The organism is Paenibacillus sp. DMB5 (genome assembly GCF_001517085.1).
Lineage (GTDB): Bacteria > Bacillota > Bacilli > Paenibacillales > Paenibacillaceae > Paenibacillus_AQ.
Map to the genome: position 1 here is coordinate 15300 of NZ_LRAC01000149.1, position 14485 is coordinate 29784.

Sequence of the window (14485 nt, forward strand, 5' to 3'; positions counted from 1 at the left end):
CTGTCTTATTGGCCTGATGAACGATATAAAGGAGGATTCAGGAAAATGGAGCACAGATTTGAACAGCTCAGCCCGCATATTCTGATCATGCATGCAGAGCATGAAACCGACCGGCCGGTGCTTGCGGCAATTGCCGGAGCGGACCGGACTTTATTAATGGATGCAGGTGCTTCCCCTGCCCACGCAGACTGCTTCCGTGCTGAACTGGACAGGCGCGGGGTGCGCAGTCCGGACCTGCTGGTACTGACGCATTGGCACTGGGATCACAGCTTCGGGATGAATGCCTGGAATGTACCGGTCATCGCCCATGAGAAAACGGCAGAGGTACTGGGCGGTTTAAGCAGACGGGGCTGGTCGGATGATGAGATGGAGGAGCTGGTGCAGGCAGGGACTATCAGCTTAGAAAGTGTACAGCATATCCGTTTGGAATATGGGGAAGCCCGGCAGATTTCGGTCGGGAAACCTGATATTCTTTTTACCGGCAGCCTTGTAATTGATCTTGGAGAAGTGAGCTGTGAGCTCCGTCATGTCGGGGGCGACCATTCTGCGGATTCCTGTGTGCTGTATGTCCGCGAGGACAAAGTGCTGTTTCTAGGTGATGCGCTTGGCCCTTCGGTATACGGCGGACCGCGCAGCTACAGCAGTACAGCGTTTCTCAGGCTGCTGGATACCGCCTACGGGTTTGGAGCAGACTGGCTTGTGGAGTCTCATGGTATTCCAATGAGCGGACAGGCGTTCCGGGCCGACCTGGAACCGTGGGAACGGCTGGCCCGGCTGGCGGATGCCTTCGGGTCTGACCGCGAACGGGTACTGCTGGAACTGAAGGCTGAGTTAAAGCTGGCTGAACTGCCGGCAGACCTGCTGCAGGGCGTGGATTATTTTATGGCAGGGGCCAAGTGACCTGTGCAGATTTGTTGCAAACAAGATATAGGATGAAGACAGCCCCGTTCGCCGGCGAACGGGGCTGTCTTCATATACGCATATTCAGTTGCGAGGCTTGCTGGTCAGGGTATGAAATGCGTGATTGCTGCTCCGCTGGATATGTGCACCGCGTTGCGTCCGTTGCGCTTGGAGGTGTACAGGGCATGATCGGCTTCGGAAAGCAGCTCCTCAAGGGATACATTGTGCGGGAGAGCCTCCACTACACCGAAGCTGGCGGTTACATTAATCTGGCCGGACACCGTATACATGGGACTGCGCTCCATATCGATGCGGATCTGCTCTGACAGCAGGGCAGCCTGCTTCAGCGGGGTGTCCGGCAGGCACATTACAAATTCCTCTCCCCCATACCGCCCGAATACATCCCTTTCCCGGATATGCCTGGAGCATACGCCTACAACATGCTGGAGTGCCATGTCGCCGTACTGGTGGCCGTAACGGTCATTGATGTTTTTGAAGAAATCAATATCCAGCAGAATAATCGAAAAGGGACTCTTGCTGTCCTGCGCCTGAATCAGCAGCTCCCGGCTTAGCTCCATGAAATGAGTCCGGTTATAAATACCGGTCAGACTGTCAATTGTAGCAAGCTGCCGGAGCTTTTCCTGCAGCAGAGTCCGTTCGGTTACATCGATCAGCATGATCATCCTGCCGGCAACGCTCCCGTCCTTCTTGAGTACAGGGGAAGAGCGGACCTCATAATAACAGGTGCTTCCGCCTATATTCCAGGCTAGCTCCCGCTCCCCGCTCAGCAGCGGGTCGGCACTCATTACGTAATCGACGGCATCCTTGCCCGCAGGCAGAAACAGCTGGGCCAGAGAGCGCCCGACTGCGGAGGAGTCCAGGCCCTCCATCATCCCTGTGGCAGCCCGGTTGTAATCAATCAGCATATCAAAACGGTCCGTGACCAGCACTCCGTCGCGCATGCTCTCGAACAGGTTTTCCCGGGCGATAGGAGCTGCGGTCAGCATTCCTCTGGACAGGATGGCCCAGAAGTACAGGGTCGAGGTCACGCTCATAATGACCGGGACAGGGTCCATGCCATAAGGGGTCTTGTCTATTAAATAGAGGAATGCTCCCATGGCCGGCAGAAACTGCCCGACAAAAATGGTGATCATCTGCCGCCGGTACACCCGCTTCATCCGGTTCCACTGCCAGAGAATCAGGCACATCCCGGCAAGCATAGAGCCGAAGGTCATGCTGCCCTGCACAATATACCAGGGGCCCATCACAATATCAACCACCAGGGAAGGCGCACCTTCCCGGAACACCATTGATTTGTAGAACAGATGGTGATACTCATTGGTCCATACCAGGAGAGTGGAAATAATAGGTACAGCAAAGAGCGGAATCAGCAGCTTTTTGTTAATCAGGCGCTCCAGTCCCACGAAATGCATAATCATAAGCAGGCTGCAGGGGGCGATAAAAGGCATGCCCAGATACTCCACCTTGATCCAGAACCCGATTTCCTGCATGGAGTTGCCCGACAGCTCCAGAGCAAAGCCGAAGATGTAAATGGCCGAGAAAAAGGAGCTGCCTACAAAAGCCCTGATTCCGGCAAAATCAGTCTTCTTATAAAAGGCAAACAGTGCAAGGAGCGCGTTCAGCACCCCGGATACAGATACGATAACAATGTAATTTGAAATTAAAGATCCCATGGCATCGGCCTCCTCACAGGGCAGGCGTCCATTGCCTGTTCAGCTGAAGCAGGCCGGGGCCTGTTGATATAAGTGCTCCACATCGGCGAATTTTCTCCTGTTTGATCAAGGATATACATAAATAGTAACACAGTTTGTTATGGATAACATTCGGCCTCCGGGCTTACCCGTTTAGTCCGCAGTGTCCTGTCGGGGGAGTGAACCCCCCCATCTATGTATATCGGCATCCGCCGCAATCTTTAACAATCCCGGTCCCGCGCCTAGACAAAGTGACGGAATTTCACAGGCGCTATTTTACTTTTTGTCTAGTGAGTGTCCGGACAGCAGAGTGTAAGATGTTAGTTAATCCTACATTGAAGCTTTAATCATTTATCAAAAACGAATTATATGTTATTTTATTTAACATTAATATCCGGATCAGGAATGAAGGGGGAACGGGATATGTCACTTGTAGCGGCAAAGATTCCTGAGATACAGCTGCAAAACGTCGAAATGCGTTATCAGACGGAGAGTGCCGATGTACTGGCGCTGCATCAGGTTAGCCTTAATATTGCCAAGGGCGAATTCGTTTCTTTGCTGGGCCCCTCGGGCTGCGGCAAGACAACACTGCTGAGACTGATGGCAGATCTTCTGACACCAACTGCGGGCAATGTTACGGTAGCAGGAAAAAGTGCGAAGGAAGCGAGGCTGGCCCAGAAGTACGGCATTGTTTTTCAGAGTCCGGTGCTGTATGACTGGCGCAAGGTCAAGCACAACATTACGCTGCCGCTTGAGCTGATGGGAGTCAAGAAGGCGGCCCGCGAGGAAAAGGCATTGGAACTGCTGGAGCTTGTGGGACTGCGGGGCTTTGCCGACAAGTATCCGTGGCAGCTCAGCGGAGGAATGCAGCAGCGTGTGGCCATCGCCCGAGCGCTCTCGATGGAGCCGGAAATTCTGCTGATGGATGAGCCGTTCTCCGCACTGGATGAATTTACGCGTGAGCGGCTGAATGAGGAGCTGCTCTCCGTCTGGAGCAAGGTGCAGAGCACCATTGTGTTTGTAACTCACAGTATTCCTGAATCTATCTTCCTCTCGGACAGAGTGTTCGTGCTATCCCCGCATCCGGGCCGGTTATCAGCTGTTGTCGATATTCCGCTGCCACGCCCGCGTACAGCGGAGATGCGGAACAGCCCGCAGTTTTTTGAGCTGATCGCCCGTATCCGCGACAGTTTTGAAGGGGTGTAGCGATGAAGGCGAACAGCTTGCTCCGCAGCCGTTATCTGCCGCTGCTCGTCTGGATTTGCGGCCTGCTGGCGATTTGGGAAGCCGTCTCCTGGATGCTGCTCCATGTGGTGAAGACCCCGCTGGCCCAATCCAAGCTGCCTTATGTGCACGAGGTGGCGGCAACCTTGTGGAAATACAGCGGCACATTGCTGAAGGAGGGCGGGGCGACCTTCGGCAATGCCGGTATAGGCTTTCTGATCGGTGCCGCAGCCGGAGTGCTGCTCGCTGTGCTGATGAGCCTGTCCAGAACGGTTGAACAGCTCGCCTTCCCGTACGCGGTTGCTTCACAGATGATTCCGATTCTTGGGCTCGCGCCGATTATCTACGGGATTGTACGCGATGAGCAGGTATCGCGGATTATCATCTCCGGGTACATCACTTTCTTTCCGGTTGCGCTGAACATGCTGCGCGGCCTGCGCAGCGTTGATCTTCCCGCAGTGGAGCTCATGCACTCCTATGCAGCCAAGCCGTGGGCGGTCTATTGGAAGCTGAAGCTTCGGCCGCGTTGCCGGGACTGTTCAGCGGCCTCAAAATCGCGGCTCCGCTCGCGGTAACCGGGGCCATTCTGGTTGAACTGATGGGTGCCCAGCATGGCATAGGGGTCATTATGCTGCGGAATCTGTATTATGGGCCTTCCCATACGTACATGTTCTGGTCTACAGTTCTGGTCGGGGCGCTGCTGGGTATCGCCAGCTACTGGCTGATGACGCTTGTCGAGCGTCTGGTTGCACCGTGGCAGCCCGAGTTCCGGCCGAAGGGGGGAGAGCGCTCATGAGCGGCAGTTCAGTGCAGGAGCCTGCGTATATTGCTGCAGCTGGGAGTGAAGGCCGCCCTCATCTCTTATAACAACGATAAACAGCGTATCATCAGACCCGGAGAAGCAGAGGGGAAGACGGCGCCTGCCCAGATGGCTTAATGCGGGTGTGCTTTTGCCGCTTGCAGCCGGTGTAATCTTCCTGCTCCTCTGGGAGCTTCAGATGTTTCATAAACTGTTTGACCTGAAGAAATACCAGCTTCCGCTGCCTTCCGCTATCTGGGAAGCCATGCGGGACAATTACAGCCTGCTGCTGTCCTATACCGGCTATACCCTTACCGAAGCAGTAGCCGGTATGCTGATCGGCTCGGCCGGCGGCTTTCTGATTGCCCTGGCTGCAACCGCCTGGCCGCGTTGGGGCGGCGGCAGCCTGACTCTGGTTGCGGCGCTCAATGCAGTGCCGATTGTGGCGCTGGCCCCGATTATGAACCTTTGGTTCGGTGACGGGATCGGCTCGCGGGCGGCTATCGTTACTGCAACCACAATGGCGGCGATGGCCATTAATGCCTACAAAGGAATGTCGGCAGTCGACCCGTTGGCGCTCGATCTGATGCATTCCTATGCTGCCGGCAAATCTGCGGTATTCCGTTATCTGCGGATTCAGAACAGTCTGCCGTACGTATTTACCGCTCTCAAGATCAATGCTACCGCAAGCATGATCGGAGCCATCGTTGGCGAGTTTTTCTTTTCCTCAAGGGGGCTTGGTTATCTTCTCTCCAACTCCATCAAGGTGGCGAAGATGCCGCTCGGCTGGTCCTGTATTGTGCTTGCAGCCATCGCCGGGGTGTTATTTTACCTGGTTGTAGAACGGCTGGAGAAGGTGTTTATCAGATGGCATCCCTCCCGGCGTTCGTAATCCTCTTTTACCCGTTACATCCGGACCTTCGCGTGGGGGGAGACAGAGAACCTGACCGCGGGCCGTATGGATATAGGCACCATGATGGCAACCATACTGTGCTGTGCAAGAACCACAAACTCAAAATGGTAGGGGGAGTTGCATTTGAAGAACGGGAAAAAGGGTAAATCGCACGGCGGGCTATTGCTGGCGGCAATGATTATGCTCATCTCTCTGCTGGCCGGCTGCGGAGGAAACAATAATACCAATGCACCTGTCGCTGAAGCGAATACGGCTGCAGAGGCTTCTGCTTCACCGGGAGCGGCAACGGCAGAGCCTGCTGCAGAGCCGGTTACGGTCAAGCTGCAGCTGAAATGGGTGCCCCAGGCACAGTTCGCAGGTTATTTCCTGGCACAGGATAAGGGTTATTATGCCGAGGAGGGGCTGAACGTTGAAATTCTGCCCGGCGGGCCTGACATTGTACCGGAGCAGCAGGTGGCCGGCGGATCGGCAGACATCGGGGTGGATTGGGTGGCAAGCCTGCTGACCAGCCAGGAGCAGGAAATGCCATTGTTGCAGATCGCACAGATTTTCCAAAAGAGCGGCCTGGTCCTGGTGTCCAAGAAAGATGCGGGAATCAACAGTCCGGCTGATCTGAAGGGTAAGAAGGTTGGAAACTGGATGGGCGGCAATGAGTTTGAACTGCTGGCGCTGTTCGATAAGTATAAACTCGATTCCAACAAGGATTTGAATTTCACGAAGCAGGGCTTCACCATGGACCAGTTCCTCGGCGGTGAAATCGATGCCGCTTCGGCCATGACCTACAATGAATATCAGGTTGTACTGGAATCGGGAGTAAAGGCTGAAGATCTGAATGTTATTGACATGAATGATGAGGGGGTAGCCATGCTGGAGGATAACCTCTTCGCCAATAAAGAATGGCTTGCAGATAATAAGGAGACTGCAGCCAAGTTCGTCCGGGCTTCACTGAAGGGCTGGAAGGATGCAATCGCCGATCCGGAAGCAGCCGTAGACAGTGTCATGAAGCTGGCTGAGGAAGGCAGTACCACCCGCGAGCATCAGCTGACTATGATGACAGAAGTAGCTAAGCTGATTCAGCCGGAGGGCTTCGATATTGCCAAGCTGGGCTATACCGATGCTGCCGCATTCCAGCAGACAGCGGATATTGCCCTCAAGTTCGGAGTAATCAAGGAAGCGGCCGATGTGAACGAAGCCTATACGAATGAGATTGTCGAGATGGCAGCAGAGTAAGTCTTCCGCCCATAATGAACACACAGATGACCGCCGGTGAGGCGGTCATCTATTATCATCGGCAGCCCAGATCAAGAAAGAGGTGAGGAACCATGTCTCTGGTAGTGAGGCAGGCAGAGAAAATCAGAAACTATGTGAACGGCAGCTGGGTGGATTCACCCTCCGGACAGGAGGAGGAGGTATTCAATCCGGCAACCGGCGAGGTGATCGCCTATGTTCCGATCTCAAGCAGGGAGGAAGTGGATGCTGCAGTCCGTGCGGCGGCAATTGCCTATAATTCATGGAAAAGGGTTGCCGTTCCGCGGAGAGCCCGTTATTTCTTCCAGTATCAGCAGCTGTTGCTGCAGCACCGGGATGAGCTGGCCGGGCTGATTACGCTGGAGAACGGCAAGAGCAGGGAGGAGGCGCTGGGTGAGGTACAGCGCGGCATTGAGTGCGTGGAATTCGCCTCGGGTGCGCCTACGCTGATGATGGGCAGCCAGCTGCCGGATATCGCTTCCGGCATCGAATCCGGCATGTACCGCTACCCTCTGGGGGTAATCGGCGGGATTGCACCGTTCAACTTCCCGATGATGGTGCCCTGCTGGATGTTTCCGCTGGCCGTTGCCTGCGGCAACACCTTTGTGCTGAAGCCGTCCGAGCGTACGCCGCTGCTCGTCAACCGGCTGGCGGAGCTGTTCGGTGAAGCCGGCTTTCCGCCCGGTGTGCTGAATGTGGTGCACGGTGCGCATGAAGTGGTGAACGGACTGCTGGAGCATGAGGAGGTAAAGGCGATTTCCTTTGTCGGCTCACAGCCGGTGGCGGAATATGTGTATAAGCAGGGGACGGCTCACGGCAAGCGGGTCCAGGCGCTGGCCGGCGCCAAAAACCACTCGATTGTGCTTCCGGATGCTGACCTGGACAATGCTGTGAAGAATATTACGGCTGCTGCTTTCGGCTCGGCGGGCGAGCGCTGTATGGCCTGCTCTGTTGTAGTTGCTCATGAAGCTATCGCCGATGAGCTGGTTGACCGCCTGATTCGGGCTGCCGACGGCCTGAAGATCGGGGACGGCCGGGAGGACGGTGTATTTCTCGGGCCGGTCATCCGGGAGGCGAACAAGGAGCGGACGATCCGCTACATCGAAAAGGGGATCGAGGAGCAGGCGGAGCTGGTGCGTGACGCCGCAAGGACAACGCGGCGGCAGGCGCGGGCTATTTCCTGGGGCCAACCATCTTTGACCGTGTGCAGCCGGGGATGACGATCTGGCAGGATGAGATTTTTGCTCCCCTGCTGTCTGTGGTGCGCGTAAAGAATCTCGCTGAAGCGATAGAGATTACGAACTGTTCACCGTTTGCCAACGGTGCCTGTCTGTATACAGACAGCGCCAGCGCGGTCCGCGAGTTCCGGGAAGAGATTGATGCAGGGATGCTGGGTGTGAATCTTGGTGTACCGGCACCGATGGCGTTTTTTCCTTTTTCCGGATACAAGAAATCCTTCTATGGTGACCTGCATGCGAACGGGCGTGACGGTGTTGAATTCTATACCCGCAAGAAGATGATTACTGCACGTTATTAATGTTCCATACAACACATTTCGAAAGAGGGGAACTTGCCATGCAGAGCCTGGGCAAAGAGAGCGAAGCGGCCATAAAGAAGGATCAGCGGTATTTATGGCATAACATTACACCATACAGTGAACAGAACCCCCCGATGATCGCGGCTTCGGCCAGCGGGTCGTGGGTTACCGATATTGACGGCAATAAATATCTGGACGGGATGTCCGGGCTGTGGTGCGTAAATGTCGGGTACGGGCGAAAAGAATTGGCTGACGCTGCCTACAATCAGCTGCTCAGCCTGCCGTATTTCCCGCTTACCCAGAGCCATATGCCGGCCGTTGCGCTTGCCGAAAAGCTGAATGAGTGGCTGGAAGGAGACTATGTGATCTTCTTCTCCAACAGCGGCTCTGAAGCGAATGAGGCAGCCTTCAAGATCGTCCGCCAGTACCACCAGCAGACCGGCCAGCATTACCGCAGTAAATTCATCGCCCGTTACCGCGGCTACCACGGCAGCTCGCTCGGGGCTCTGTCTGCTACAGGCCAGGCGCAGCGCAAGTACAAATATGAGCCGCTGGCTGCAGGGTTCCTGCATGTGGCGCCGCCGGACAGCTACCGCCGCCCTGCAGGCATGACTGTGGAGGCGTTCAATCTGCAGTGCGCACAGGCGATCGAGGATAAGATCGTATGGGAGGGCGCAGAGACGGTTGCTGCTGTAATCATGGAGCCCGTCATTACCGGCGGCGGCGTCATTGTGCCGGAGCAGGTCTATCTGGACCGGGTGCAGGAAATCTGCCGGAATTATGGCGTGCTGCTGATTATGGATGAGGTCATCTGCGGCTTCGGGCGTTCCGGGCGAAAGTTCGGCCATCAGAACTTCGGGATCAAGCCGGACATCGTCACCATGGCCAAAGGGCTGACCAGCGCATATCTGCCGCTGTCGGCAACTGCGGTGCGCAAGGATATTTATGAAGCCTTCAAGGATAACAGCGACGGCTACGGCCACTTCCGTCATGTGAATACCTTCGGCGCAACCCGGCAGCCTGTGCGCTGGCCCTCTGCAATCTGGAGATTCTGGAGCGGGAGCAGCTGGTGGAGCGTGCCGGTATTCTGGGGCAGAGGCTGCACAGCGGGCTATCCGGGCTGCTTGATCACAAGCTGGTCGGCGATATCCGCAGCTTTGGACTGATCATCGGCATCGAGCTGGTAGCTGACAAGGCGACCCGGCAGCCTGCCGGCCTGGATACTGTCAAAGGCATTATTGCCGAATGTAAGGCTAAAGGGCTTATTATCGGCAAGAACGGGGACACTGTGGCAGGCTTCAACAATGTACTGACACTCGCGCCGCCGCTTTCGTCTACGGATAGTGATATACAGTTTATTGTTGATACGCTCACAGCTGTGCTGAACGGGAGCTGGGGAGCGTGAGCTTGTCGGGATACAGCAGCTGATAGGCGCGCAGGGCAACCTGAATCGAGATGCGGTTCTCGGGGAGCATGAAGTCCTCGCCGAGCAGTTCGGTTATTTTGTCCAGCCGGTAGTACAGGGACTGCCTGACAATGAATAGGTTGCGGGCGGCGATTTGCTTGGAGCCGTCATAATCGAGGAACACGCGCAGGGTTAACAGCAGCTCGCTGCCCTTCGACTGGTCATGATCGATCAGCGGTCCCAGATAGCTGCGGATGAAGTTCTCCAGCGTCTTCCCGTCATTCAGGTTGAGGAGCAGCTGGAACACGCCCAGCTCTTCATAGAAGAGTACCGGCTTCTGATAACAAGAATAGAGCGACAGGGATTGTACCGCTTCCTGATAACCGGCATATGCCTGCTTCAGGCCTTTGTGGGACTTGCTGACTCCGGTGACGAGCTGCAGGTCCTTTAATTTTTCATCAGACCGGATGTGCTGAAGTGCATCCAGTGCCTGCTGCAGCCGCAGCTTGCCAGGGAGCCTGGACTGGATATCGAGTGCAATTACGGTAAGCCGGTTATTTTTCAGGGTAATCAGAGGCCGCAGGGAGTATTTCTCGAAGAGGGACCTGATGATAAGCGAAAGGTGGAAGGTGATGGATTCCCAGTCATTCTCCGAGCTGTTCCATTTCACATCGCGCGGATTCTCGATTTCTATCAGACAGACCCGGTAGCTCAGCTCATTCACGACATTAAAGTCGGGGCCGACCAGACCCTTGAGCCGGTTGTCATCCTCGATGCGTCCGCTGATCAGTTCATCGACCCACAGATTCTCCGAAAATAGCTTGCGTTCTTCCATATAACGGGTACGCAGCAGCTCCTGTGCAATCGAGAGCGAAGCGGAATCCAGCAGCAGGCAGTCGAATTCCTGCGGCTTGTGATTGCTGATCATCATAATATACGCCCAGGTCTGGTCGAGTGCCCCCACCGGCTTCAAGGCAATCTTTCTGTGTCCGAACTCACGGATGCAGGGTGCGGCATCGGGCTGTATGCCCTCGAGCTCATCGTCAAGCGATTCGAAGAAGCCGAGCAGCGGGAGCTGCTCTTCCGGCGGAAGCGCCGGGAAAAACAACGGCTTGCCTTGGAGCTGCATATAGACGATTTGGGTGCGGGTGCTTTTGCATAACAGCTGCAGTACCTTCAGGGTTCCCTGGGAGGTCAGGGTAAGACGGTGGAATTCACGGGAGATGCTCTCCAGCTCCTGCAGCATCTTGTGGTGGCGGTTGATGATGAGGGAGTGCAGGTCGAGCGTAATGTCTACGAAGCGTACGGTGCGGGTGAATACAATCAGCGGAAAATCATGGCGGCCCGCAAGCTCGATCATCTCCCGGGGAATCGTGCTGAAGTAAGCCCCGAGCTCGATGCACAGACAGGCGGCGTTTTTATCGATCAGATTTTGCAAAAAAGCCAGGGAAGCCCTGGTGTCCGCGCTGGCTCCCATACCTGTTGTCAGGATCATTTCCTCTCCGTGGATCAGACTCTCGAAGCTGGCGCTCTCCAGTACATGCACCCAGCGGATTGCCCGGTTCAGCCCGTTTTTTCCGCCGACGATTATGGCATCTGCAAACAGCGGTCTTCTCAGTGCGTCCCGGACCGTAAATACAAGTTCCCAATCCATATGCTCTCCCCCTCGCTCTTTATCCTGCTTGCTATCTCCGCGTAAAAAATACACTTTTGAAATTAGACAATGTGTCTAATGTAACAAAAAAACGAAATGGATATAGTTTGAATATAATATGTTAGGAAATATGACTTAATGTGATGCGGAACAAACGAGATTATCGGGTTTGAGGTATATTTTACTACATTAGGCCCGGTGTGTAAGCAAAATATTAAGGAGAATATCGTAATAATGTAATTATATATAACATTAATCTGCCTTGTGGGAGTGGATTGTCATTGTATTCTTTCGAGGCAGATAATGAAATTAAAGGGAGGGATAACTGATGGAGCACTCTTCTCCGTTAACTGCATTCACACCTGATATGTTTATGCGCAATTTCGCCGAGGCGGAGCCCGGACTCAACCGCAAGGGCGCAATGGAGGAATCCAACCGCTGCCTCTATTGTTATGATGCGCCCTGCATCAAGGCCTGCCCTACAGGCATCAATATTCCTTCCTTTATTAAGCGGATTGCTACCGATAATCTGAAGGGCTCAGCCATGACGATCATGGAATCCAATCCGGTCGGCGCCAGCTGTGCAAGGGTCTGTCCGACGGAGGAGCTCTGTGAGGGGGCCTGCGTACTGAACGATGCTTCAGCGCCGATTCAGATCGGACTGCTGCAGCGTTATGCCACCGACTGGGCCGTTAACAGCGGAATCCAGCTGTTCAAAGCAGGTGCGCCAAACGGCAGGAGGGTTGCTGTCATTGGCGGCGGTCCGGCAGGCTTGTCCGCTGCCAGAGAGCTGGCACGTGAAGGTTTTGCTGTAGTAATCTACGAGGCTAAGCCGCTTGCCGGCGGACTGAATACACACGGGATCGTCTCCTTCCGGCTGCCGCAGTCGATTTCACTGTGGGAAGTGGAGCAGGTTGAGAAGCTGGGCGTACAGATCCGCACCGGAGTGAAGGTTGGAGTGGACATAACTGTGGAGGAGCTCAGGGAAAATTACGATGCTATAGTACTCGCAGCAGGGATGGGCTATGTGCCGCCGCTGGGCATTGAAGGTGAGAAGCTTTCCGGTGTATATGATGCCATTGAGCTGGTTGAGACGACCAAGACCGGTATTCCGACGCTGGAGCTGATGGGGCAGCGTGTCGCCGTGATCGGCGCAGGCAATACCGCCATTGATGCGGCTACCTGCTCGGTGCGGCTCGGAGCCGAGAGTGTCAAAATGGTCTACCGCCGCACCCGGAGTGAGATGACCGCTTATGACTTTGAATATGAATTCGCCAAGCAGGAGGGCGTGGAATTCAACTGGCTGACACTGCCCAGGCGGATTGTCGGCGATGAACTGGGCAATGTGACCGGGCTGGAATGCGTCCGGATGAAGCTGACTGGCGAAACAGGCAAGGATGGACGTCTGACGCCGATGCCGGTTGAAGGCTCGGAATTCGTAATGCCGGTTGATGCTGTAGTGATAGCGATCGGACAGAAGCGGAGGATTGACCTGATTGAGTCACTGGGTCTGGAGCACGATTGGGGCGTGGTACGGATTGACCGGAAGACCGGCCGGACCTCTGATCCAATGATCTATGCAGCCGGCGATATCGTCTTTGGCTCAGGCAACGGTGAAGCGATGGTTGTATCAGCAGCCCAGCAGGGCAAGGATGCGGCTTATGCAATAGTCAGGCAGTTATCCGGTCTGCAGGACAGTGTAGTTAGTTCTGCGGTTTAACCGCTGCCTGGCAGACAGGCAGGAATATGCAATGCAGGCCCGGCGGGTATCTCCGGACTACATATGACAGGGAGGGAACATTTATGGCAGATTTGCAAATTGATCTTGCAGGAATCAAATCGCCCAATCCGTTCTGGCTGGCTTCCGCGCCGCCTACCAATACAGGCTATCAGGTGCAGCGGGCCTTCGAGGCAGGCTGGGGCGGTGCCGTCTGGAAGACGCTGGGCGATCCGATCATCAACACCTCGTCGCGTTTTGCGGCCGTTCATTTCAACGGGCAGCGCGTAGCAGGCTTCAACAATATTGAGCTGATCACGGACCGGCCGCTGGAGGTAAACCTGAAGGAAATTTACGAGACGAAAAAGAAATTTCCCGGCCATGCAGTGATTGCCTCCCTGATGGTAGAGCCCAAACGGGAGAAATGGCATGAGATCGTCAAGCGGGTGGAGGATGTCGGTGTTGACGGGCTGGAGCTGAACTTCGGCTGCCCGCACGGGATGGCCGAGCGCGGAATGGGTGCTGCTTCAGGCCAGCAGCCTGATCTCGTACAGGCACAGACGACCTGGGTCAAGGAAGTGGCGACCACACCGGTAATCGTGAAGCTTACGCCTAATATCACTGACATTACCGTTGTTGCCCGCCATGCGGCCAAAGGCGGTGCAGATGCGATCAGCCTGATCAATACGATTAACAGCCTGGCCGGAGTGGATATTCACAGCTGGAACACCATTCCGCATGTTGGCGGACAAGGCGCACACGGCGGTTATTGCGGACCTGCTGTCAAGCCGATTGCCCTGAGCATGGTGGCTGAATGCGCGCGTGACCGCGGGGTCGGCATTCCGATCTCGGGGATCGGCGGCATCTCCACCTGGCAGGACGTGGTTGAGTTCATGCTGATGGGGGCGACCGGCATCCAGGTCTGTACAGCGGTCATGCATCACGGATTCCGGATCGTTGAAGAGATGATAGACGGCCTAAATAACTATCTGGACGACAAGGGGTTAACTTCTGTAACAGAGCTGATCGGCAAATCGGTGCCGAAATACTCCAACTGGGGTGACCTGGATCTCAATTACAAAGTCGTTGCGCGGATCAATGAAGACAACTGCATTAACTGTAACAAGTGCCATATTGCCTGTGAAGACGCCTCTCACCAATGTATTGATATGCTTACGAATGCTGACGGCAAGGCGGTTCTCCAGGTGCGTGAGGAAGACTGTGTAGGCTGCAACCTTTGCTCCATTGTCTGCCCGGCTGACGGCGCAATCGATATGATCGCGCTGGACAGCGGGGCGGCGCCGATGACCTGGAACCAGCGGCAGCAGGTAATCAGCACCCTGAACAGCTCATATTCAGAAGCGGAGGTGGTCTAG

10 protein-coding genes and 2 pseudogenes are annotated in these 14485 nt (G+C 55.3%); 10 read left to right on the plus strand and 2 right to left on the minus strand.

Annotated elements, in window-relative coordinates; translation table 11 throughout:
- Positions 1-45 precede the first annotated feature (45 nt).
- The gene (locus AWJ19_RS26635) at positions 46-900 is read left to right on the plus strand and encodes an MBL fold metallo-hydrolase (RefSeq protein WP_082708137.1); all 855 of its coding nucleotides are present in this window, start codon (positions 46-48) and stop codon (positions 898-900) included.
- 104 nt (positions 901-1004) lie between these two features.
- On the opposite strand, the gene AWJ19_RS26640 is transcribed toward AWJ19_RS26635, so the two are convergent.
- A complete protein-coding gene (locus tag AWJ19_RS26640) occupies positions 1005-2594 on the minus strand; it encodes a histidine kinase N-terminal 7TM domain-containing protein (protein ID WP_068728257.1) in 1590 nt (529 codons plus the stop codon).
- A 441-nt stretch (positions 2595-3035) separates the two neighbouring features.
- Here AWJ19_RS26640 and AWJ19_RS26645 point away from each other — a divergent pair, with 441 nt between their 5' ends.
- The 7 genes and pseudogenes from AWJ19_RS26645 (at position 3036) to AWJ19_RS26670 (ending at position 9738) form a co-directional block, all read left to right on the plus strand.
- A complete protein-coding gene (locus AWJ19_RS26645; protein ID WP_068728258.1) occupies positions 3036-3818 on the plus strand; it encodes an ABC transporter ATP-binding protein in 783 nt (260 codons plus the stop codon).
- 2 nt (positions 3819-3820) lie between these two features.
- On the plus strand, positions 3821-4411 hold the full coding sequence (locus AWJ19_RS26650) for an ABC transporter permease subunit (protein ID WP_347231165.1): 591 nt from the start codon (positions 3821-3823) through the stop codon (positions 4409-4411).
- On the plus strand, positions 4363-4632 hold the full coding sequence (locus AWJ19_RS37760) for an ABC transporter permease subunit (RefSeq protein ID WP_347231166.1): 270 nt from the start codon (positions 4363-4365) through the stop codon (positions 4630-4632). The genes AWJ19_RS26650 and AWJ19_RS37760 overlap by 49 nt, the downstream gene beginning before the upstream one ends.
- Positions 4633-4834: 202 nt before the next feature.
- Entirely contained in the window at positions 4835-5527 is a 693-nt protein-coding gene (locus tag AWJ19_RS26655; protein ID WP_082708142.1) for an ABC transporter permease, read from the plus strand.
- Between the two features lie 144 nt (positions 5528-5671).
- On the plus strand, positions 5672-6778 hold the full coding sequence (locus AWJ19_RS26660) for an ABC transporter substrate-binding protein (protein ID WP_241781906.1): 1107 nt from the start codon (positions 5672-5674) through the stop codon (positions 6776-6778).
- A 92-nt stretch (positions 6779-6870) separates the two neighbouring features.
- A pseudogene (locus tag AWJ19_RS26665) lies at positions 6871-8333 on the plus strand (CoA-acylating methylmalonate-semialdehyde dehydrogenase).
- A 38-nt stretch (positions 8334-8371) separates the two neighbouring features.
- Positions 8372-9738 (plus strand): annotated as a pseudogene (locus AWJ19_RS26670) (aspartate aminotransferase family protein).
- Here the strand turns inward: AWJ19_RS26670 and AWJ19_RS26675 are convergent.
- Positions 9704-11392, minus strand: a complete 1689-nt coding sequence (locus AWJ19_RS26675) for a PucR family transcriptional regulator ligand-binding domain-containing protein (RefSeq protein ID WP_068728260.1) — start codon at positions 11390-11392, stop codon at positions 9704-9706. The pseudogene AWJ19_RS26670 and the gene AWJ19_RS26675 sit on opposite strands and share 35 nt — an antisense overlap.
- A gap of 328 nt (positions 11393-11720) precedes the next feature.
- Between AWJ19_RS26675 and AWJ19_RS26680 the strand changes: the two genes are divergently transcribed.
- The gene (locus tag AWJ19_RS26680) at positions 11721-13112 is read left to right on the plus strand and encodes an NAD(P)-dependent oxidoreductase (protein WP_068728261.1); all 1392 of its coding nucleotides are present in this window, start codon (positions 11721-11723) and stop codon (positions 13110-13112) included.
- An 83-nt stretch (positions 13113-13195) separates the two neighbouring features.
- Positions 13196-14485 carry an NAD-dependent dihydropyrimidine dehydrogenase subunit PreA gene (gene preA / locus AWJ19_RS26685; RefSeq protein ID WP_068728262.1) on the plus strand — a complete coding sequence of 430 codons (1290 nt, stop codon included), beginning with the start codon at positions 13196-13198 and terminating at the stop codon, positions 14483-14485.

Coding starts and splice junctions, on each gene's coding strand:
- AWJ19_RS26635 (WP_082708137.1), top strand. CDS start 46: ATGGAGCACAGATTTGAACAGCTCAGCCCGCATATTCTGATCATGCAT.
- AWJ19_RS26640 (WP_068728257.1), bottom strand. CDS start 2,594: ATGGGATCTTTAATTTCAAATTACATTGTTATCGTATCTGTATCCGGG.
- AWJ19_RS26645 (WP_068728258.1), top strand. CDS start 3,036: ATGTCACTTGTAGCGGCAAAGATTCCTGAGATACAGCTGCAAAACGTC.
- AWJ19_RS26650 (WP_347231165.1), top strand. CDS start 3,821: ATGAAGGCGAACAGCTTGCTCCGCAGCCGTTATCTGCCGCTGCTCGTC.
- AWJ19_RS26655 (WP_082708142.1), top strand. CDS start 4,835: ATGTTTCATAAACTGTTTGACCTGAAGAAATACCAGCTTCCGCTGCCT.
- AWJ19_RS26675 (WP_068728260.1), bottom strand. CDS start 11,392: ATGGATTGGGAACTTGTATTTACGGTCCGGGACGCACTGAGAAGACCG.
- AWJ19_RS26680 (WP_068728261.1), top strand. CDS start 11,721: ATGGAGCACTCTTCTCCGTTAACTGCATTCACACCTGATATGTTTATG.
- preA (WP_068728262.1), top strand. CDS start 13,196: ATGGCAGATTTGCAAATTGATCTTGCAGGAATCAAATCGCCCAATCCG.